General features: G+C 53.5%; 19 protein-coding genes. 7 read left to right on the forward strand and 12 right to left on the reverse strand.

Annotated elements, in window-relative coordinates; genetic code table 11:
- Positions 1–22: 22 nt before the first annotated feature.
- Complete coding sequence (dsbB, locus tag EGO56_RS08540) at positions 23–553, reverse strand: disulfide bond formation protein DsbB (RefSeq protein WP_135908532.1); 531 nt, start codon at positions 551–553, stop codon at positions 23–25.
- 470 nt (positions 554–1,023) lie between these two features.
- Between dsbB and fadR the strand changes: the two genes are divergently transcribed.
- A complete protein-coding gene (fadR, locus tag EGO56_RS08545) occupies positions 1,024–1,743 on the forward strand; it encodes a fatty acid metabolism transcriptional regulator FadR (RefSeq protein ID WP_003852726.1) in 720 nt (239 codons plus the stop codon).
- Positions 1,744–1,784: 41 nt separating this feature from the next.
- Here the strand turns inward: fadR and EGO56_RS08550 are convergent, their stop codons facing one another.
- Positions 1,785–3,320 carry a SpoVR family protein gene (locus EGO56_RS08550; protein WP_135908534.1) on the reverse strand — a complete coding sequence of 512 codons (1,536 nt, stop codon included), beginning with the start codon at positions 3,318–3,320 and terminating at the stop codon, positions 1,785–1,787.
- Positions 3,321–3,824: 504 nt separating this feature from the next.
- On the opposite strand from EGO56_RS08550, the gene EGO56_RS08555 reads away from it, so the two are divergent.
- Positions 3,825–5,126, forward strand: coding sequence for a D-amino acid dehydrogenase (locus EGO56_RS08555; RefSeq protein ID WP_135908536.1), 1,302 nt, complete (start codon positions 3,825–3,827; stop codon positions 5,124–5,126).
- Positions 5,127–5,145: 19 nt separating this feature from the next.
- Positions 5,146–6,216 (forward strand): catabolic alanine racemase DadX, encoded by a 1,071-nt coding sequence (gene dadX, locus EGO56_RS08560; RefSeq protein ID WP_110330380.1) that lies wholly within the window; start codon positions 5,146–5,148, stop codon positions 6,214–6,216.
- Here dadX and EGO56_RS08565 read toward each other — a convergent pair.
- From EGO56_RS08565 to yeaG, 6 genes are all read right to left on the reverse strand, one after another.
- Entirely contained in the window at positions 6,209–7,402 is a 1,194-nt protein-coding gene (locus EGO56_RS08565) for a multidrug effflux MFS transporter (RefSeq protein WP_135908538.1), read from the reverse strand. The genes dadX and EGO56_RS08565 overlap by 8 nt on opposite strands.
- Positions 7,403–7,529: 127 nt before the next feature.
- On the reverse strand, positions 7,530–8,996 hold the full coding sequence (gene wbaP / locus EGO56_RS08570) for an undecaprenyl-phosphate galactose phosphotransferase WbaP (protein WP_013358070.1): 1,467 nt from the start codon (positions 8,994–8,996) through the stop codon (positions 7,530–7,532).
- A gap of 376 nt (positions 8,997–9,372) precedes the next feature.
- Positions 9,373–9,606: a DUF1480 family protein gene (locus tag EGO56_RS08575; RefSeq protein ID WP_013358069.1), complete on the reverse strand. Its 234-nt coding sequence runs from the start codon at positions 9,604–9,606 to the stop codon at positions 9,373–9,375.
- 78 nt (positions 9,607–9,684) lie between these two features.
- Positions 9,685–11,412 (reverse strand): potassium/proton antiporter, encoded by a 1,728-nt coding sequence (locus EGO56_RS08580; protein WP_033783277.1) that lies wholly within the window; start codon positions 11,410–11,412, stop codon positions 9,685–9,687.
- Positions 11,413–11,660: 248 nt separating this feature from the next.
- Positions 11,661–12,935, reverse strand: a complete 1,275-nt coding sequence (locus EGO56_RS08585) for a YeaH/YhbH family protein (protein WP_135908540.1) — start codon at positions 12,933–12,935, stop codon at positions 11,661–11,663.
- A gap of 89 nt (positions 12,936–13,024) precedes the next feature.
- On the reverse strand, positions 13,025–14,959 hold the full coding sequence (gene yeaG / locus EGO56_RS08590) for a protein kinase YeaG (RefSeq protein ID WP_003852739.1): 1,935 nt from the start codon (positions 14,957–14,959) through the stop codon (positions 13,025–13,027).
- 420 nt (positions 14,960–15,379) lie between these two features.
- On the opposite strand from yeaG, the gene EGO56_RS08595 reads away from it, so the two are divergent.
- Together EGO56_RS08595 and EGO56_RS08600 are read left to right on the forward strand one after the other, a co-directional pair.
- Positions 15,380–16,129: a MipA/OmpV family protein gene (locus EGO56_RS08595; protein WP_135908542.1), complete on the forward strand. Its 750-nt coding sequence runs from the start codon at positions 15,380–15,382 to the stop codon at positions 16,127–16,129.
- Positions 16,130–16,201: 72 nt separating this feature from the next.
- Positions 16,202–17,053 carry an aldo/keto reductase gene (locus EGO56_RS08600; RefSeq protein WP_135908543.1) on the forward strand — a complete coding sequence of 284 codons (852 nt, stop codon included), beginning with the start codon at positions 16,202–16,204 and terminating at the stop codon, positions 17,051–17,053.
- 2 nt (positions 17,054–17,055) lie between these two features.
- Here the strand turns inward: EGO56_RS08600 and EGO56_RS08605 are convergent, their stop codons facing one another.
- Entirely contained in the window at positions 17,056–17,949 is an 894-nt protein-coding gene (locus EGO56_RS08605) for a D-hexose-6-phosphate mutarotase (RefSeq protein WP_135908545.1), read from the reverse strand.
- Between the two features lie 74 nt (positions 17,950–18,023).
- Positions 18,024–19,022 carry a glyceraldehyde-3-phosphate dehydrogenase gene (gapA, locus tag EGO56_RS08610; protein ID WP_013358063.1) on the reverse strand — a complete coding sequence of 333 codons (999 nt, stop codon included), beginning with the start codon at positions 19,020–19,022 and terminating at the stop codon, positions 18,024–18,026.
- A 341-nt stretch (positions 19,023–19,363) separates the two neighbouring features.
- On the opposite strand from gapA, the gene msrB reads away from it, so the two are divergent.
- Positions 19,364–19,774, forward strand: coding sequence for a peptide-methionine (R)-S-oxide reductase MsrB (gene msrB / locus EGO56_RS08615; RefSeq protein WP_013358062.1), 411 nt, complete (start codon positions 19,364–19,366; stop codon positions 19,772–19,774).
- 4 nt (positions 19,775–19,778) lie between these two features.
- Positions 19,779–20,060, forward strand: coding sequence for a YeaC family protein (locus EGO56_RS08620; RefSeq protein ID WP_013358061.1), 282 nt, complete (start codon positions 19,779–19,781; stop codon positions 20,058–20,060).
- 30 nt (positions 20,061–20,090) lie between these two features.
- On the opposite strand, the gene pncA is transcribed toward EGO56_RS08620, so the two are convergent.
- Both pncA and ansA read right to left on the reverse strand, forming a co-directional pair.
- A complete protein-coding gene (gene pncA, locus EGO56_RS08625; protein WP_095707109.1) occupies positions 20,091–20,699 on the reverse strand; it encodes a bifunctional nicotinamidase/pyrazinamidase in 609 nt (202 codons plus the stop codon).
- A gap of 16 nt (positions 20,700–20,715) precedes the next feature.
- A complete protein-coding gene (ansA, locus tag EGO56_RS08630) occupies positions 20,716–21,729 on the reverse strand; it encodes an asparaginase (protein WP_135908547.1) in 1,014 nt (337 codons plus the stop codon).
- Between the last annotated feature and the right edge of the window lie 54 nt (positions 21,730–21,783).

Consider the following 21,783-nt stretch of genomic DNA (forward strand, 5'->3'; position numbering starts at 1 on the left):
TTTGATCTCAGCACGTTTCGTGTCAGCGACCAAAGAGATCGCGACGCTTAGGTTTGAAAGGCTGAGCAATCAGTACCAGCACGGCGACCAGCAGATAACCGGCAAACACCCCAATCATCCACTGCGGCATGCTGAGCGTCAGGAAAGTCCAGCTGCGTTCTGCACAGTCGCCGCTGGCCAGAAACACCGACGGCAGCCACTTATCCAGTGGTAACCCGCTGGGAAAACGGGCAGCAAAATCACAGGTCGTAAACGGGTTTGGATGCAGCTGAATCATCGTATGTTCATAAGAGAGACGCAGGCCCTCCCAGGCACTGTAAATCCATAACACCAGAGCACCCAGACGCAGCGGTGATTTCGGCGCAATCGCACCGACCAGACCCGCGCCCAGCACACCAAACAGCGCATTACGTTCATAAATACACATCACGCAGGGCTTTAATCCCATCACGTGCTGAAAGAAGAGTGCCGTCAATTCCAGTGCAAGCGCCGTCAGTGCCAGTAATAACCAGGCTCCCCGACCACGAGAACATTGATTCAGATATCGCAACATATTGCATTCCCTGTAAACGTTAATGCCACGCAGTGTAAACCAAAAGCGCGGGCAAACCAGCCAGGGACAGGGAAAAATCGTGTGCAAACATGACCTGATTCTGATCCAGAGCAGGTTACAGGAGGATAAGCGGAGGCCCTCCAGCTGATGCCTGCTCAGTTAACAGCGCCAGGATGGCGACGTTGAGAAAAACCCGGCTGCAATGGGCAGAAAGCGAAACGGCAAGTGCAGGCCATCCGGAACCCGCATACTGTGCTTGAGGATAATTTTCTGCTGCTTTTGAGACTGAATGTTCCGGCACAGAAAAACGTGCATCCGGCCGTCGTCTTATAACAGCAGCGTTCGCCGCCAGCCAGTCTGAAATATGCGCCCGCGCCCGGTTTTAATGGTTACGCAGGCTATATCCGCTATAGGGCGTCTGGTATGATGAGTCCCCATCATGATTAGAAAAGCAACGAGAACACATTGCTATGGTTATAAAGGCTCAGAGTCCAGCGGGATTTGCTGAAGAGTATATTATTGAAAGCATCTGGAACAGTCGCTTTCCGCCCGGATCGATTCTTCCTGCTGAGCGTGAGCTTTCTGAATTGATTGGGGTAACGCGCACCACATTGCGTGAGGTGTTACAGCGCCTGGCACGTGACGGCTGGCTGACGATTCAGCACGGCAAACCGACGCGCGTGAACGATTTCTGGGAGACCTCCGGCCTTAATATTCTGGAAACGCTCGCCCGCCTTGATCACGACAGTGTGCCGGTGCTGATTGACAATCTGCTGTCAGTCCGCAGCAACATTTCATCGATTTTTATCAGCCGTGCGCTGCGCCATCATCCGGACAAAGCGCGTGAAGTGCTGGAGACGGTAAGTGCCGCGGCCGATCAGGCGGATGCCTATACCGAGCTCGACTACCGGGTGTTCCGCGGTCTGGCATTTGCATCAGGCAATCCGATTTACGGTCTGATCCTCAATGGCCTCAAAGGTCTCTACACCCGTGTGGGCCGTCACTACTTCTCTAATCCGGAGGCCCGTCAGGTCGCGCGCGATTTCTATCTGAAACTTCTGGCGCTGTGTGATAAAGAGCCGGGACAGGATGAGATTGTGGATGTAGTGCGCAACTATGGCCGTCGCAGTGGTGAAATCTGGCACAGCATGCAGAAGAACCTGCCAGACGACCTCGGCAATAAACGATAAAAAAAACCGGACATCGCGTCCGGTTTTTTGTTTTTAGCCTATCAGAGCGATGAACCGCGCGGCGGATTACGATCCAGCAATTCGACGCTGCCATCTTCGTTCTGCTGTTCCAGGATCACATCAAATCCCCACAGACGATGCACATGCTTCAGCACCTCGCGACGACTCTTATCAAGCGGCGTACGGCTCTGTGGCACATAGCGCAGAGTCAGCGAACGATCGCCACGCAGATCGACGTTGTAGACCTGAATATTAGGCTCAAGATTACTCAGGTTGTACTGTGCAGAGAGCTGCTGCCGAATGGCGCGATAGCCCACCTCATCGTGGATGGCAGCGATCTCCAGATAGTTGTTGCGGTCGTCATCCAGTACGGTGAAGAGACGGAAATCACGCATCACTTTCGGCGACAGGAACTGGCTGATAAAACTTTCATCCTTAAACTCACGCATCGCAAAATGCAGCGTTTCCAGCCAGTCGGAGCCGGCGATATCCGGGAACCAGTAGCGATCCTCTTCAGTCGGTGACTGACAGATCCGTTTGATATCCTGCATCATCGCAAACCCTAATGCATAAGGGTTGATGCCGTTGTACCACTGACTGTTATAGGGCGGCTGATAAACGACGTTGGTGTGACTGTGCAGGAACTCCATCATAAAACGTTCCGACACTTTGCCTTCATCGTACAGGTGATTAAGTATGGTGTAGTGCCAGAACGTCGCCCAGCCTTCGTTCATGACCTGCGTCTGCTTCTGCGGATAGAAATACTGGCTCACCTTGCGCACAATGCGCAGGATCTCACGCTGCCAGGGCTCCAGCAGCGGGGCATTTTTTTCCATAAAATAGAGCAGGTTTTCCTGCGGCTCAGAAGGGTAGCGTGCCGCTTCAAAAGCCACTGTCTCTTTCTCACGCCGTGGCAGCGTTCGCCACAGGGTATTCACCTGGCTCTGCAGATACTCTTCACGGCTTTTCTGCCGCGCCTTCTCCTCCTGAAGGGAGATTTTCTGCGGGCGTTTATAGCGATCGACGCCATAATTCATCAGGGCATGGCAGGAGTCGAGCAGTCGCTCGACCTCTTCAACGCCATAACGCTCTTCGCAGTCACTGATATAGTTTTTGGCGAACAGCAGGTAATCGACAATCGAGCCGGCATCGGTCCAGCTGCGGAACAGATAGTTATTCTTGAAGAAGGAGTTATGACCATAGCAGGCATGCGCCATCACCAGCGCCTGCATGGTCATGGTGTTCTCTTCCATCAGGTAGGCGATGCAGGGGTTAGAGTTGATAACGATTTCATAGGCCAGCCCCTGCTGACCATGCTTATAGCGCTGCTCGGTCTCGATAAACTTTTTACCGAATGACCAGTGTGAATAGTTGATGGGCATGCCAACGCTGGAATAGGCATCCATCATCTGTTCTGAGGTAATCACTTCAATCTGGTGCGGGTAGGTATCAAGCCGGTAGAGTTTAGCAACCCGGTCTATCTCTGCTAAATAGACATCAAGCAGTTCGAATGTCCAGTCTGGTCCGTCATTGAGTCGTTTGCTGTCTCTGATGGCTTCGTCAAAGATTGTCGTCATAGCGCACCTCTTTTTTGCAAACCGGCTGACCCGAAAGACAACCCGTTCTGGTTATTTAAGGCTTCATCCTGAAAAAGGGAACCCGAAAAAAACTGAGCGAACACAACAATGATAGCCCACTGTCGCTTATCCGAAATGCGAACTCAAACGAATTCTTTGGCACAAAATCATTAAGACAGGTGCGGCAGAGAATTTAATAGCCTTTAATTCGAACGTTATTTGAAAGTGCGGAATATCATCCTGTTTATAAGCAGAATGTATGGGGTTGAATGATTCTCCTGCCATGCGCAGATTTAACTGCTTTCGTTGTCATTTATTTCTGTGTTTATGGATTAAGGCGCATAAAGCGCTGAAATTGGCCGTGCGACAAGATTTTAGTTACCTGAAAAATGAAAAAGATGTGAAATAGATGCTGAATTTATGGGGTGGTGTCCGCTGTGTAAATCCGCTGACTATCATCTGCTGAACAGTGAATTATGCTTTTATATGCCGGGTGGGGGAGCTATGCACGTAGTCATTCTTGGAAGTGGTGTGGTTGGCGTGGCAAGCGCCTGGTATCTGGCGCGTGCCGGACATCAGGTTACCGTCATCGATCGTCAGCCCGCTGCCGCGATGGAGACCAGCGCAGGCAATGCGGGTCAAATCTCACCGGGCTATGCCGCACCCTGGGCGGCGCCAGGCGTGCCGCTGAAAGCGGTGAAGTGGATGTTCCAGCGCCACGCGCCGCTGGCTATCCGGCTCGATGGCAGCAGTTTCCAGCTGGAGTGGATGTGGCACATGCTGCGCAACTGCGACATCAACCACTACCAGCAGAATAAAAGCCGCATGGTGCGGATTGCCGAATACAGTCGTGACTGTCTGAAAGCGTTGCGCGCTGAGACCGGCATCGCCTATGAGGGTCGTCAGGGCGGAACCTTGCAGCTGTTTCGCACGCAGCAGCAGTTCGACAGCGCCAGTAAAGATATTGCGGTACTGCGCGACGCGGGCGTGCCCTATGAGCTGCTGGAGGCGCATGAACTGTCTCGCGTGGAACCGGCGCTGGCGGCAACCCAGCATAAACTCACTGGCGGACTGCGCCTGCCTAACGATGAAACCGGTGACTGCCAGCTCTTTACGCAGCGGCTGGCAAAAATGGCCGAAGAGGCGGGCGTGGTTTTCCGCTTTAACACCCCGGTCGATCACCTGCTGCGCGATGGCAATCGCATTTATGGTGTGAAGTGCGGCGAGGAGATCATCAAGGCGGACAGCTATGTAGTGGCCTTTGGCTCCTACTCGACCGCACTGCTGAAAAACGTCATTGATATTCCGGTCTATCCGCTGAAAGGCTACTCACTCACTATTCCGATTAAAAATCCTGAGGCTGCACCGGTTTCGACGATTCTGGATGAGACCTACAAAGTGGCGGTGACCCGGTTTGACGATCGTATCCGCGTCGGCGGGATGGCGGAAATTGTTGGTTTTAACACCAGACTCACCAAAGCGCGGCGGGAAACGCTGGAGATGGTGGTCAGTGATCTCTATCCTGAAGGCGGTCATCTCGCGCAGGCGAGTTTCTGGACCGGTCTGCGTCCGATGACGCCAGACGGTACGCCGATTGTCGGTGCCACGCCACTCTCCAATCTTTATCTTAATACCGGTCACGGTACGCTGGGCTGGACGATGGCATGTGGTTCTGGTCAGCTGCTGGCCGATCTCATCTCCGGTAAAAAGCCAGCCATTGCGGCGGATGACTTAGCGGTGTTCCGCTACTTACCCGGTTTCGCGGCGACCTCATCGCCGCTGCGTAACGCCAACGCAACTCGTTAAGTATTCAGGGAGAGAAAGGATGTCACGTCCGATTGTCGCTACCATTAACCAGCAGGCGCTTCGTCATAACCTGACTGTTGTTCGCCAGGCGGCGCCCGCATCCCGCGTCTGGTCAGTGGTGAAAGCCAATGCTTATGGTCATGGCATTGAGCGCGTACGCGAAGCGTTATCTGCCACCGACGGCTTTGCGCTGCTTAATATGGAAGAAGCCATTCTGCTGCGCGAGCAGGGCTGGAAAAAACCGATTCTGCTGCTGGAGGGATTTTTCCAGCCAGAGGATCTGCAGCTGATTGACCGCTATCGCCTGACCACCAGCGTACACAGTAACTGGCAAATCAAGGCGCTGGCCAGTGCCAGCCTCTCTGCGCCGGTTGATATCTATCTCAAAATGAACAGCGGCATGAACCGTCTGGGCTTTCGCCCGGAGCAGGTTTCTGGCGCCTGGCAGAAGCTGCGGGCGCTGAGCAATGTCGGTGAGATGACGCTGATGGCCCATTTTGCCGATGCCGAAAATCCGCAGGGCCTGATTGCACCGCTGCAGCGTGTTGAGCAGGCGGCGGAGGGGCTGAACTGCCCACGGTCGCTTTCGAATTCCGCCTGCACCTTATGGCATCCTGAAGCGCATTTTGACTGGGTCCGGCCCGGTATTATTCTGTACGGCGCGTCGCCCAGTGGTGACTGGCAGGACATTGCCGGCAGCGGCCTGAAGCCAGTGATGACTCTGAGCAGTGAGATTATTGCGGTTCAGCAGTTACAGGCGGGCGATGGCGTCGGTTACGGCTACCGTTATCACGCCAGCACAGCGCAGCGGATTGGCGTCGTAGCCTGTGGGTACGCCGATGGCTATCCGCGCCATGCCCCGACCGGCACGCCGGTCTGCGTCGATGGTGTGATGACACAGGTGGTTGGCGCGGTTTCCATGGATATGATTACGGTGGATTTAACCCCCTGTCCGCAGGCGGGCATCGGTTCATCTGTTGAGCTGTGGGGTGAGCAGGTGAAAATCGATCAGGTGGCAAAAGCGGCCGGAACGGTAGGGTACGAGCTGATGTGCGCGCTGGCACCCCGCGTCCCGGTCACGGTTATTTAAGCGCGGTCAGGCTGCCGCGCATCTTTCTGCTGCAGCGCCAGGCGATAAAGGCCAGCGCTGCACCCAACAGCATCATCAGACTCAGCGACAGCTTCTCCGCCACCGGCAGCGCAACGATTACCAGGCTGCCTGCCGCACCACCGGCCATCTGAATAAAGCCCTGCAGGGCGGACGCCACGCCCGCCTGTTGCTGATAGGGCTCCAGCGCATAGCTGGTGGCCGGCCCCACCGTAAAGGCCAGCCCGGCCACCGACACGGCGACCGGGAACATGTAGAGCGCCCAGTGCGTCTGCATCTCCGCCGGGAAAATCTGCATCCCTGCCACCAGCAGCACCGCGCCCAGCAGCATGGTGAAGAATCCCATTGCCAGGCAGAACGGTCGACCCGCTTTACGAATCGCTTTATTCACGAACATGCTGACAAACATGATCCAGAAACCGTTAGCGCCAAACGCAAAGGAGAACTGGATCGGCGTCAGCCCGCCTTCGGTCATTAACACCTGCGGTGCCAGCGACACATAGGTCAGCACCATACCCAGCGCACCGGCATTGGCAAAGGCGAAGGCCAGGAAGCGCGGCTGACGCAGAATTTCAGCGTACTGCTTAATCGGCAAGCCTTTCACCCGCAGCGTATTCGCCGGACGGGTTTCTGGCAGCCAGATAATCACCAGAAGTGTAATCAGCACGCCATAGGCGCAGAGGAACCAGAAGGGTGCGCGCCAGTCAAAGGCGCTGGCCAGCAGTCCGCCCAGCAGCGGGGCCAGAGCCGGGACGATGTTCAGTGCGCCGTTCAGGAAGCCATAGGCGCGGGCGGCATCATCACCGCTGAGTCGGTCACGCACGCCGCTAAAGGCGACTACCGCGCTGCAGCAGACGCCACAGCCCTGCACCAGGCGAGCCACGACAAACAGCGGGAATGAGGTCGCGGTGGCGGCAATGGCGCTGCCGGTGATGTAGAGCCCCAGCCCCAGCAGGGCAATCGGCTTACGGCCATAGTTGTCCACCAGCGGACCGGTCACCAGTTGTCCCAGTCCCATCACCAGCAGAAACAGAGGAATGGTGGTCTGTACCAGTGAGACCGGCGTATTCAGCCCTTCTGCGATTTGCGGCAGCGTGGGCAAATAGAGATCGATGCCTAAAGGTGCCAGCAGCACCAGGCTTAATAACAGCAGAGTAAATTTTTGCATAACAACCAGAGGGTAAACGTTCTGTTAAAAAACGAGCGCAGAGGGTAATGATTCAGAGGCAAAAAAGATAGAGGAAGTCGTGCGGAAAGTGCGATGCCTGCTGTAAACAGGCATCGCAGGCTCTTGCTTAGTAAGCACCGTCGCGGCGTAGCACCACGCCTGCGGTTTTGAACAGGATCGCGATATCGGTCCAGAGCGCCCAGTTTTTGACATACCAGGAGTCAAAATAGACGCGGGTATCATAGTCGATATCGTTACGTCCGCTGACCTGCCAGAGGCCGGTCATGCCTGGCTTGGCCATCAGGTAGTAGTCAACGTCACCGGCATAACGCTCCAGTTCAGCTTCGATGACCGGACGCGGGCCGACCAGACTCATCTCACCACGAATCACGTTCCACAGCTGCGGCAATTCGTCGAGGCTGGTTTTACGCAGGAAGCTGCCAATTCGGGTTACGCGCGGGTCATTTTTCAGTTTGAAATCTTTGTCCCACTCCATCCGGGCCTCTTCACTGGTCGCCAGCAATTTCTCCAGCACCTCTTTGGAATTGGTCACCATGGAACGGAATTTCAGGCATTTGAATTTTTTGCCATTCTGACCCACACGCTCGTGACCATAAATTGCATTGCCGCCGTCACGCTTCACCATATAGCAAAGCAGGGCGAAGATTGGGCCAAGGAACAGCAGCAGCATCGACGCGACGACAATATCAAAGGCACGCTTCATGAAACGGGAGGAGTGTTTCGCCAGGTTATTGCTGACGCGCAGGATCATCACTTCATGACTGAAGATGAAAGACATGTCCGTGCCGTAAAGCGGCACGCCGCGCAGCGTCGGGATCACCGAAACTGACCGGCAGTTCATCTTCGACAGGAACTTCAGCCAGCGATCGCGCATCGGCTGCTGCTCATACTCCATAGCAACAATAAACTGCACGTTGTCACGGTCAATGGTCTGCCAGTTAATATCTTTCCAGGTGATCACTGGCACACCATTCACGCTCTGCTGAGCCGGAACATCATCGACCGAGATAAAGGCCTGCACGTTGTAGCCCAGAATCTCTTCACTCTGCAGCGCCGCATACGCTTCAGTGGCGTTGCGGCCGGAACCGATAATGATGGTCTCTTTCTGCCACTGGCCCGCCTTGTTAATGGCACGTTTAACCAGAGCGCGCATCAGCGGCAGCAGCAGCAGGGCATATGTCCAGCTGAAGACCCACACCATGCGGGAGAAGTCCCATTTAGAGAAGGCGATAAGCGCCAGGTCGAGCAGCGAGAAAACAAATAATGTTTTAACGATCTCTTTCAGCTCAAACCAGAAGGGTTTGCGATAGGTATAATGGCGCAGTCGTACCCAGAACCAGCCGGTACACATCACTGACATAATAAACTGCGCCACAAAACGATATTCAATCTGATGCGGTGGAATAAAGGTATCCAGCTCGCCCCAAATACCCTGTATTGTCGCGGCAGATAAAAACAGCGCCAGGTTAAGTGCAATCAGATCGGAAAAACTCAGGGCGAATTTCACGATGATATTTTTACGCGTTCCGCTCCACGAGCGGCTCGGGCTATTCATTATCAATGTACTTGCCATAAAACCTGCTCTCTTTCTCAAGTAAAAGATGGCCTGATCAGAATCAAATACGCGCTCAGGAGTGGGCCTCTGAAAAATTAAAAAATAATTTTCAGTCTGTTGCAGTCAGTACAGCCAGTGCAGCTGCAAAAAAGGTAACGATTAAAGCGTGATGGTACTCACGAAATGTTGCAGCATTGAGAATGAGTATGCAGGAGTTATTTGACAGAGTTAATACGGAAAAAATCTGAAAACATCAAAAGTGATTAAAGTTTTAAATCGCTAACTGCAGGTTTTTATTGAATAAAATAAGGAAGGGGTCGGTTATAACTAAACTGTTTAAGACGCTTTTTAGGAATTACCGCCAAATCATATGACTGGCGGTAGTGATAGTGGCTCAGGCAGGTTTCTTTAAAATCCAACGGTCCTGCTGTTTATCGTAGTGGCCAATCTGCAGATTCACCGGCTCCCCGTCAATCCAGGCCGGTACGCTGGTATCACGATCCCAGCCATCGAGTTGGGTAATTAAGCCGGGATTAGTGTGACAGGGAATACTGACGGTGTCTGCGTTCTCACTGTCAAGATCGGCATCTACAATCTCATAACGACCAATTTTAACCACGTGTCCCATTCATTTCTCCCGTTTTAACTGGCATAGACAGTTAAGCTTAGCGCACTGAGAGAAAATAACGTGGCTGAATGATTAGGATTATTCCTTCTCTTCAGCCGGACGGACACCAATCTTCACGATGCGGTTATCCTCTTTCTCTGCGACGGTCCAGGTCAGCTGATTCCACTCCACCTGATCGCCGACGACCGGCGAGCCGCCCAGCATTGCCAGCACCAGTTGCCCCAGTGACTGCTGATCGTTAGTGCTCTCATCCAGCTCAAGTCCGTAAATCTGCGCAACGTCGCGCAGGCGGGCCTCTGCATCCAGAATAAAGTCACCAAAGAAGCGCTGATCGAGCGATACCGGCGGTGACTGGCTGAACATCTTGCCCAGCGCCGGAAGATCGCGCTCACGACCAATCACGCAGATGACGTCATTCTCTTTCAGCCGTGTCCCGCCGTTGGGGTGCATCAGTACATTGTCACGGAACAGGGCGGCGATGCGGGTCTCGCGCGGCATCTGCAGGTCACGCAGGGCGGCACCCACGCACCACTTGTCAGCGCTGAGCTGATAAACAAACTGCTCCCACGGATTTTCCGGATGAATATCAAGGCCGACACGGCTGATTGGCGAGGCGGTGGGCGGCACCACCACTTTGGCTTTTTTCGCCGCAAAGCCCAGCGAGGTGCCCTGCAACATCAGGGAAACCAGCACCACGAAGAAGGCGATATTGAAATAGAGCGAGGCGTTCTCTAATCCAGCCATCATCGGGAAGACCGCAAGGATAATCGGCACCGCACCGCGTAAGCCGACCCAGCTGATAAAAAAGCGTTCGCGCGTGGTGAAGCTGCGGAACGGCAGTAGCCCAATAAACACCGATAACGGGCGCGCTACCAGAATCAGCCATAGCGAGAGGATCATCGCCGGCACCGCGATATGCCATAAATCAGACGGCGTCACCAGCAGCCCCAGCACGATGAACATGCCAATCTGGCTCAGCCACGCCATCCCATCAAAGGTCTGCAGAATGCCGTGTCGGTTGCGAATCGGGCTGTTGCCCAGTAAAAAGCCACACAGATAGACCGCCAGGATACCGCTGCCCTCTAACACTGTGGTCAGGGCGAACACCAGAATGCCACCGCTCAGCGCCAGCAGCGGATAAAGCCCTGGGGCCAGACTGATGCGATTAATCAGCTGCTGCAGTGCCCAGCCGCCGCCCAGGCCTAACACAATACCCAGGCCAAACTGCTGCACCAGATGCACCAGGAACATCCAGTCAAGGCCGCTGCGGCCCTGCTCGATCATCTCAATCAGGGTGATGGTCAGAAACACCGCCATTGGGTCATTGCTGCCCGACTCAATCTCCAGCGTGGAGCTGACGCGCTCATTCAGGCCTTTATCACCCAGCAGAGAGAAGACGGCGGCGGCGTCTGTAGAGCCGATGATGGCGCCAATCAGGAAGCCCTGCATCATATCAAGATTAAATAACCAGGCCGCCACCACGCCGGTCAGGCCCGCGGTGATCATTACCCCGACGGTAGCCAGCGACAGCGCAGGCCCCAGCGCAACTTTAAACGAGCTGGCCTTAGTTCGCATGCCGCCATCCAGCAGGATGATCGCCAGCGCCAGGTTTGAAATCAGATACGCCGCCGGATAGTTATCAAAGGCGATGCCGCCGATACCATCAATACCGGTCAGCATACCCAGTGCGAGGAAGATAACCAGAATAGGAATGCCCAGCCGGGATGAGAAAGAGCTGAGCAGAATACTCGATGCGACCAGCACGGAACCGATGATAAACAGACTGTAGACAATAGTGTGGTTCAAACCCGGTCTCCTGAGATATGGCAGTGCGATGCGGCAACTGATGACAAATATCCATGCTATCTCTGAAAGATAATGTTTTATCAAGGAGTTGTCATTGTGAAAATGCGTATTATACGAATTGCTTAACAGCATATGGAATCAGATTAATGTGAAGAATGAGGGGGTTGGCAGGCAAGCGGGAGAAAACAGACTGTTTTAGCAGGTTATTCGGCAGATAAAAATAGCCGGTGGTTAACCGGCTTAGTGCATCAGGCTTCCGTTGCCTGTTTATGGAACAGCGATCGGAACACCGGATAGATATCTTCCGGCTCACGAATATGTTCAATGGCAAAGTTATCAAACGTCGCCTGCAGATGCTCATACTCGCGCCACAGGGTCTGATGCGCCCGGCGGGTGATCTCGATATAACTGTAGTAACGCACGACCGGCAGAATGTGCTTCGCCAGAATTTCATGGCAAAGCGGTGAGTCGTCAGCCCAGTTATCCCCATCCGAGGCCTGTGCTGCATAGATGTTCCATTGCGCCGGGTCATAACGCTCTTTCACCACCTCATCCATCAGTTTCAGCGCACTGGAAACGATGGTGCCGCCGGTCTCCTGAGAGTAGAAGAACTCCTGTTCATCGACTTCTTTAGCCTGCGTATGATGGCGGATATAAACCACATCGACATTCTTGTAGGTGCGGCTCAGGAACAGGTAGAGCAGGATATAGAAGCGTTTGGCCATATCCTTAGTCGCCTGATCCATTGAACCGGATACATCCATCAGACAGAACATGACTGCCTGGCTGGAAGGCTCCGGGCGCTTCTCAAAGTTTTTGTAGCGCAGATCGAAGGTGTCGATAAAGGGCACGCGTTCAATACGCGCCCGTAACTCGGCAATCTCTCTGCGCAGCCGTTCCTCTTCCAGTAACTGAGCCGGTTCAGAGTTCTCAACTTCCTGCAGCGTCTCTTCCAGTTCATGCAGCATCCGGCGTTTACCTGCTGTCATCGCCGTACGACGCGCCAGTGAGTTCTGCAATGAGCGCACAACGCTGATATTGGCCGGCACGCCATTGGAGGTGAAACCGGCCCGGTGGGTCTTATACTCATTCAGCTGACGATGCTGGTTACGACGCAGGTTAGGCAGGGCGAGGTCTTCAAACAGCAGGTCAAGATATTCATCTTTCGATATCTGAAAGACAAACTCATCCTGACCTTCACCATCCTGACTGGCATTGCCCTGACCACTGCCGCCGCCACCGCCACCCTGCGGACGTTCGACGCGGTCGTTCTGCACAAAATGGTCGTTGCCCGGATGGACCCGATGGCGGTTACCGCCGCGCCCCTGATGGAAAATCGGCTCATTGATATCGTCAATCGGGATAGAGACGGACTCACCGCTGCTTACGTCGGTCACCGAGCGTTTATTGATGGCCTCGGAGATCGACTGCTTAATTTGCGACTTATAACGGCGCAAGAAGCGCTGGCGGTTTACCGCGCTCTTGTTTTTGCCGTTAAGCCGGCGATCGATGAAATAGGCCATGGTATTCCCCCAAACTACATTGTAAGCAGGCCGGGCGAACCCGACCCTGTCAGACCGGTATCACTTACCGGCAAGCTTACAGACTCTTATCAGGACGATTTACGCACACGCAGATACCATTCACACAGCAGGCGAACCTGTTTGCGGGTATAGCCTTTTTCCATCATGCGATCGACAAAATCATCATGCTTTTTCTGCTCATCGGTAGAGGTCTTGGTGTTAAACGAGATGACCGGCAGCAACTCTTCCGTATTCGAGAACATTTTCTTCTCAATCACGGTGCGCAATTTCTCGTAACTGGTCCAGTTCGGATTGCGGCCGTTATTGTGTGCCCTGGCGCGCAGCACGAAGTTGACGATCTCGTTACGGAAATCTTTCGGGTTACTGATGCCAGCAGGCTTCTCGATCTTCTCCAGCTCCGCGTTGAGCGATTCACGGTCAAACAACTGGCCGGTATCGGGATCGCGATACTCCTGATCCTGGATCCAGAAGTCGGCATAGGTCACGTAGCGGTCAAAAATGTTCTGACCATATTCAGAGTAGGATTCCAGATAAGCGGTCTGAATCTCTTTGCCAATAAACTCAGCATATTTGGGAATCAGATAGCCTTTGAGGTGCTCAAGGTATTTCTCCGCCTGATCCTGCGGGAACTGCTCACGCTCAATCTGCTGCTCCAGCACGTAGAACAGGTGCACCGGGTTAGCTGCGACTTCGGCGTGATCGAAGTTAAATACCCGCGACAGAATCTTAAAGGCAAAGCGGGTCGAGAGACCGTTCATGCCTTCATCCACACCGGCGTAGTCGTGATACTCCTGCCAGGACTTCGCTTTAGGGTCGGTGTCTTTCAGGCTCTCACCATCGTACACCCGCATTTTGGAGTAGATGCTGGAGTTCTCAGGATCCTTGAGTCGTGACAGGATTGAGAAGCGTGCCAGCGTTTCCAGCGTGCCCGGTGCGCAGGGCGAGGTTGCCAGCTCACTGTGATTAAGCAGTTTGTCGTAGATTTTGATCTCTTCAGAGACCCGCAGGCAGTAGGGCACCTTGACGATGTAAACGCGGTCAAGGAACGCCTCATTATTCTTGTTGTTACGGAACGTCACCCACTCTGATTCGTTGGAGTGCGCCAGAATAATGCCGTTAAACGGCAGCGCCGAAATCCCCTCGGTGCCGTTGTAGTTACCTTCCTGCGTTGCCGTCAGGAGTGGATGCAGCACCTTAATCGGCGCTTTAAACATCTCTACGAATTCCATAATGCCCTGGTTCGCGCGGCAGAGTGCACCAGAGTAGCCGTAGGCATCAGGATCGTTTTGCGCGTGGTTTTCCAGTTTACGGATGTCCACCTTACCCACCAGCGCAGAGATATCCTGGTTGTTCTCATCACCCGGCTCGGTTTTGGCGATCGCCAGTTGTTCCAGAATCGACGGCCAGACTTTTACGACTTTGAACCGCGAAATATCGCCACCAAAGTCGTGAAGGCGTTTCGCAGCCCACGGCGACATGATAGTGCCGAGGTAACGGCGCGGCACGCCATACTCTTTTTCAAGAATATGCGCGTCTTCCTGCGGATTAAACAGGCAAAGAGGATGATCGTTGACCGGACTGCGTTCACCGTCAGCGCTCAGCACATAGATGGGCACCCGCTGCATCAGCGACTTAAGCCGTTCCGCCAGAGAAGATTTACCGCCACCCACCGGACCCAGTAAATAGAGGATCTGTTTCTTCTCCTCAAGTCCCTGAGCGGCATGTTTCAGATAGGAGACGATCTGTTCAATCGCTTCCTCCATGCCGTAAAACTCCTCGAACGCCGGATAGCGTCCCATCACACGGTTGGAGAATATTCTGGAAAGGCGTGGCTCCTGAGCAGTGTCGACCATTACTGGCTCTCCGATAGCCATTAACAGTCGCTCTGCAGCGTTGGCGTATGCACTGCGATCCTGCTTACAGATGGCAAGAAATTCCTGCAGTGTGAACTCTTCGTCCTTGGCAGCTTCATAACGCTGACGATAGTGATCGAATATATTCATAGCGATGCCCGTCCTTTCGTTTTTAGCACAGGTAAGGAGCGTAATTTAAGACTTGTAGCAGCTCCCGGAAGATATTCTCTGTTGAGTACAGCAACCCTTATGCCAACCTGATCTTTTTTATCGGGATACACAACTTTTGTGGTTACTCTGCTCGTACAAAATCTCTGCTGTTAATTCTAACTGTAGATGGCTTCTAGGAAATTTCCTCCATGGGTTTGGGCGAATGAGGGGGAGATCAAGACTAATTCGGGTCAGTTGTGAGATGAGTTCATATGGGTGATGCTTTAACTTAACTTGTTTTTAACCTTTGGTGCCACTTTCATCTGTTGGTTGCTTAAAGGATTTCGATATAAGTTAATCCAGCCGTAAAAAAACGTTAGACTTCCTGTTTGATTGTTATATTTATGGAATGAATAAATTGTGAACCAATTCAAATTTAAGACGCTTGTTGCACTTTTACCCTGTTATTTACTGGCGGCGCACGCCAATGCCGCTCCGCTTTCTGTTGGGGCATCGGTCATCTATGCCGACTCACCTTATCGTGGCGGACAGGACCGTTATCTTCCGGTTCCGGTCATCAATTATGAGGGTGAAGACTTCTGGTTCCGCAGCCTGCAGGGCGGTTACTACCTGTGGAAAGATCCTCAGAATCAGCTCTCGCTGACGCTGCTGGGCTCACCGCAGGAGTACAAACCCAGCGACAATGATCTGGGCGATATGAAAGGGCTGGATAAGCGCCGCATGACGCTGATGGGTGGCGCTACTTATCGTCACACCGCCGACTGGGGGGTTGTCCGCACGGCATTGCTGGGCGACGTGCTGAATAACAGCAACGGCATGATCTGGGACCTGACTTACCTCTATCCCATCCAGATGGGCGACTTCAGCCTGACGCCGGGCATCGGTGCCATGTGGAATAGCGCCAATCAAAACCGTTATTATTATGGTGTTTCCGCGCATGAAAGCGCACGTACCGGCATCAGTCGTTACAATCCGGACGACAGCTGGTCACCTTATGTTGAGCTGAGTGCCAGCTATCAGATTGCAGCGCAGTGGAATGTTGGCGTGGTGGGACGTTACACCCGCTTCGACAGCGAAATTAAAGACAGCCCGATGATTGATAAGAGCGGGCAGACGACGATCTGGACAGGTGTCAGCTACACCTTCTGATAACGCACCGAAAGAGGGCACCCAGTGCCCTCTGTTCTTTTATGGGGCCTCAGAATGAGGCGGGAGAGCAGAATGCGCAACACGATCAACTTCGCTGGCTTCAGCGACCTGCCGGTAATCGGTCAGGGCACGTGGTATATGGGCGAAAACCCGGCTCAGCGGGCCGGTGAAGTCGCGGCCTTACAGGCAGGTCTTGAGTGTGGATTGCAGCTGATTGATACCGCCGAAATGTATGCAGACGGCGGCGCTGAAGAGGTGGTCGGGCAGGCACTGCTGGGGCGTCGCGATAAAGCATTGCTGGTGTCGAAAGTCTATCCGTGGAATGCCGGCGAAGTAGATGCCATTGAAGCCTGTGAACGCAGCCTGCGTCGTCTGCAGACCGACTACCTTGATCTCTATCTGCTGCACTGGCGCGGTAATATCCCGCTGGAAGAGACTCTGCGTGCCATGGAACGCCTGCAGCAGCAGGGCAAGATTCGTCACTGGGGCGTCTCGAATTTTGATACTGATGATATGGCCGAACTGTGGGACGAACCCGGAGGCAATCAGTGCGCGACCAATCAGGTGCTCTACCATCTGGCTTCACGCGGTATTGAATTTGATCTGCTGCCCGTCTGTCAGCAGCGTGGCGTGCCGGTGATGGCCTATTGTCCGCTGGCACAGGCTGGACGGTTGCGGGACGCACTGTTTACCGACGTGGTGCTGAATCAGATTGCACAACAGAAGGGCATCAGCGTGGCGCAATTACTGCTGGCCTGGGTAATTCGTCAGCCTGGCGTCATTGCCATTCCCAAAGCCAGTTCTGTGGTTCACGTCCAGGAAAATGCTGCGGCGCTGGAGGTGGAACTGACCGATGAAGAGTTGCAGCTCATCGATCGTGCCTGGCCAGCACCACAGCATAAATTACCGCTGGATATCGTTTAGCCTTAAGCTTTGTCGCTGGCTGCGACTTTCTTCTTAAGACGGAACGTTGTGGCCAGGCGTGCCGGCTTTTCACCCGCACTGCGCAGCGGCTTACTGATTCGGGCCGTCTCTACACAGACCATTGTTTTATAACCTTCATTCGCCATATCCGCCATGCTGCAGGAGAGTTCTACTCCCGGATTCCAGGTGACAACGTCACTGTGATGGTGGTGGTAAACTTCGATCTGTCGCTCACCGGCTGTATCATTGATGACCGAGCAATCTTCTGCTGCAGTGAAGATACGGTCGATGCGTCCCGGATAGCGCTGTTTGCCATCACTGCTGGCAACCTCACCGTTATTTACTTTGTCGATATAGCTGTTGCCCAGACCGGAAACCTCAACGCCGTTGATGTCACTGACGGTAAAGTAGCTATGCAGTGCTGCCGTGGCTTTAAAGTCACCATGCGCTTCCAGTTCAATTTCACAATGCTGACCCAGGCGGAAGCGGGCAATCAGGGTAAATTCGTGTGGCCACAGTTTCAGCGTCTGAGCGTTGCTCTCAAGCACCAGCGTCAGCATTACGCCATCTTCATTCTCATCATGCGCCGTAAGCTTCCATGTCTGAATCCGGGCAAAACCGTGTGCCGGTTCGCCTGCCGGACCAAACCAGGGCCAGCAGATCGGTACGCCGCCACGAATCGCTTTGCCTGGTGAAAACAGACTCTTGTCGCTCAGCCACAGTACCGGCTTTTCGCCACTTGGCTGCCAGGCGATCAGGTGCGCGCCCTGCAGCGTAATCGCTGCCCGTACTTTAGGGTGACTGACAACAATCGTCGGCAGTTCGCCAACCTGACGTTGCGAAAGGTAAGGGGAGATCTGTGTGACCACGGGCAGAGAAAACAGTTTATCTTGCATGTTCGATTCCTTCCTGTGCGGATCAAAAAAAGGGCGACCGAAGTCGCCCTTAATCTCAATGATGTCTGTCTGCCTTATTTAGCAGAAACCAGCGCAATCAGGTCGAGAACTTTGTTTGAGTAGCCAGTTTCGTTGTCGTACCAGGAAACCAGTTTCACAAAGTTGTCGTTCAGCGCGATACCCGCTTTAGCATCGAATACTGAAGTCAGGACTTCGCCATTGAAGTCGGTAGAAACCACGTCATCTTCAACGTAGCCCAGAACGTCTTTCATCTCACCTTCTGCAGCCGCTTTGATTGCAGCACAGATTTCTTTGTAAGAGGCCGCTTTTTCCAGACGCACGGTCAGGTCAACAACGGAAACGTTAGGGGTAGGTACGCGGAATGCCATACCGGTCAGTTTACCGTTCAGCTCTGGCAGAACTTTACCAACGGCTTTTGCTGCGCCAGTTGATGAAGGAATGATGTTCTGCGATGCGCCACGGCCGCCGCGCCAGTCTTTGTGAGACGGGCCATCAACGGTTTTCTGAGTCGCAGTGGTAGCGTGAACGGTGGTCATCAGACCTTCAACGATACCAAACTTGTCGTTGATGACTTTTGCCAGTGGAGCCAGGCAGTTAGTGGTACAGGAAGCGTTAGAAACGATATCCTGGCCATCATATTTGTCGAAGTTTGCACCACGAACAAACATAGGGGTGTCATCTTTAGATGGACCGGTCAGAACGACTTTCTTAGCACCTGCGGTGATGTGTTTACGCGCGGTTTCGTCGGTCAGGAAGATACCGGTTGCTTCAGCAACAACGTCAACGCCCACTTCATCCCATTTCAGGTTGGCTGGATCACGCTCAGCAGTAACACGGATTTTTTTACCGTTAACGACCAGTGCGCCATCCTGAACTTCTACGGTGCCGTCGAAACGACCGTGCGTAGAGTCATACTTCAGCATGTACGCCATGTAATCCGCGTCCAGCAGGTCGTTGATAGCAACGATTTCGATGTCAGAACGTTTCTGAGCAGCACGGAAAACGATGCGACCGATACGGCCAAAACCGTTGATACCTACTTTGATAGTCATATATTCCACCAGCTATTTGTTAGTGAATAAAAGGTTGCCTGTAAAATTACAAAAACCTTACCAGGCGTCAAGCGGAATCGTGTCAATTGTTGCGACAAATCAATTCGCCTGAGAGGAATTATTCAGTGCGCAACCGCTTGCGCACCGCCAATGATATCGTGCTTCGTCGAATCAATCGCCGAATATATAGGGATGCCCGGAACAAAAGGTGATCGAAGTCACAAATCCGCTTAGCGGAAGGCAGACTGAAAGGGTGAGCACAAAAAAAGACCCGGCTTATGTTGATCATTTGTTAGAATAATAGTCGAATTTTTCAGAATGGCACTTCCCGGAATCCTAAAATGGCTAAAGACACCGCACCCGAAGCAAAAATTGCGCAGCTGACTGAAATGCAGCGCTACGTCACTCAGCATCGCGGAACGGAACCGCCTTACAGCGGCGCGTTGCTCCACAACAAGCAGGAAGGGATCTACCACTGTCTGGTTTGTGAGGCGCCACTTTTCCTCTCAGAGACTAAATATGATTCAGGCTGTGGCTGGCCCAGTTTTTACCAGCCGGTGAATGATGATGCGATTCGCTATATCGAAGACAACTCTCATGGCATGCAGCGTGTTGAGATCCGCTGCGGGAGTTGCGATGCGCATCTGGGGCATGTCTTCCCCGATGGTCCGCAACCGACTGGTGAACGCTACTGTGTTAACTCCGCCTCGCTGAATTTCACCGACGAGCAGGGCGAACAGACCAAAGGGTAAGGCGATGAAGGAACAACTTGAAGCAATGCTTGCGTCGATGACACCTGAAGTCTACGAACGACTGGCAACAGCAGTTGAGATTGGAAAATGGCCGGATGGCGTGGCACTGACGCAGGAGCAGCGCGACAACTGCCTGCAACTGGTTATGTTGTGGCAGGCAAGACACAACGATGCGCCGCAACATATGACCATCGCTAAGGGCGGCGAGATGGTGATGAAGTCGAAGAAAGAGCTGAAAGAAGCGTTCGGCATCGACCCGGATGTCACCCGCATTCATCTGCACTAAAAAAAAGCTGGCGTCATGCCAGCTCCATTTTTAAATCAGAATCGCGCCCTGAGCCGTCATCTGAGCAAAGGCGATTTCACTGTCCTCAGGATTCAGATTGACGCCACGGCAGCCTTCTTTGACTACCTCGACGTGATACCCCAATTCCAGCGCATCCAGCACGCTATATTTCACGCAGTAATCTGTCGCCAGCCCCAGCATCACCAGATGGGTGATGCCACGCTCACGCAGCCAGCTGTCCAGCTCGGTTTTACGACGGTGGCCATTATCAAAAAAGGCGCTGTAGCTGTCGACATCCTGATCTTCACCTTTATGGAACGTCGCATCGAACAGTGAACGATCCAGACCAGGATGGAAGTCGGCACCTTCTGAGCCCTGAATGCCGTGATCGGGCCACCAGATTTGCGCCAGACCATTTAACTCGCCCAGCGTGTAGACCGGCTCACCGGAAACCGAGGCAAAGCTGCCGTGATCGGCCGGGTGCCAGTCCTGCAGGGCCAGTACGCATTCACCGTTTTCACGGAACAGCCGCGCATAGCGATTGGCCACCTCGACCGTGTGGTCGCCCTCATGGACTGCCATCGGGCCGCCGGGGCAAAAATCGTTCTGAATATCAATAATGATGAGTGCCCGCTTCATTACATGTCGCTCCGTTTCAGTCTTCAGTCAGTTCGCCGCGCAAATTCTGCTGCATTCTGGCACGGATTTGATCGGCAGAGAGTTCCTGGCTGAGTAAAAAGTGTAGCTTGGTCAGCGCGGCTTCTACCGTCAGGTCAAATCCGCTAATCACGCCAGCTTCTTCCAGCGCATTGCCGGTGGCGTATCCGCCCATATTCACCTTGCCTGAAATACACTGGGTCAGGTTAACTACCACGATACCACGTTCGCTGGCCTGCTGAAGTTCGGTCAGAAATTCCTTGTTCTGCGGGGCGTTGCCCACGCCATAAGAACGCAGGATCAGCGCCTTCACCGGCTGACGCAGGAAGTTACGCACCACGTCGGCGGAAATTCCAGGATAGATGGTCACCACGCCAATAGGCTGAGGCGTAATGGTGTGAACTTTCAGTTCGCCCTGACCGGATGGGGCAGGTGGCGTATTGAGGCGGCGAATATGAATGCCCGCTTCCAGTAGTGCAGAGAGGTTAGGCGACGCAAAGGCGTTGAAGCCATCGGCATGGGCCTTGGTCGTACGGTTACCGCGATAAAGCGTGTTATTGAAAAACAGAGACACTTCGCTAATCGGGTAGTTAGCCGCCACGTAGAGCGAATTTAACAGATTCTGCTGACCATCTGAGCGCAGCTCCGCCAGGGGGATCTGCGACCCGGTCACGATCACCGGCTTGGCCAGATTTTCCAGCATGAACGAGAGCGCGGAAGCGGTAAACGCCATGGTGTCAGTGCCATGCAGAATCACAAAGCCATCATAGCGATCGTAATTTTTTCGGATATCGTTGGCGATAAACTGCCAGTCTTCCGGAGTCATGTCAGATGAGTCGATCAGCGGCTGATATTCATGAATGGTGAAATCAGGCATCTCGGGGCGGTGGAACTCGGGCATATTCGCCAGCTGCTGCTGCAGGTGCCCTGAGACCGGAATATAGCCCTGCGCAGAGCGCTGCATACCGATTGTCCCGCCCGTGTAGGCTACGTAGATGTTTTTCTTTTGCATTAGAGAACTCAGACTCGCCATAAAACGCGCAGTATAAGGGGAATAGCGGGGAAA

This window comes from Pantoea vagans, from assembly GCF_004792415.1.
In the GTDB taxonomy this organism is placed as follows: domain Bacteria; phylum Pseudomonadota; class Gammaproteobacteria; order Enterobacterales; family Enterobacteriaceae; genus Pantoea; species Pantoea vagans.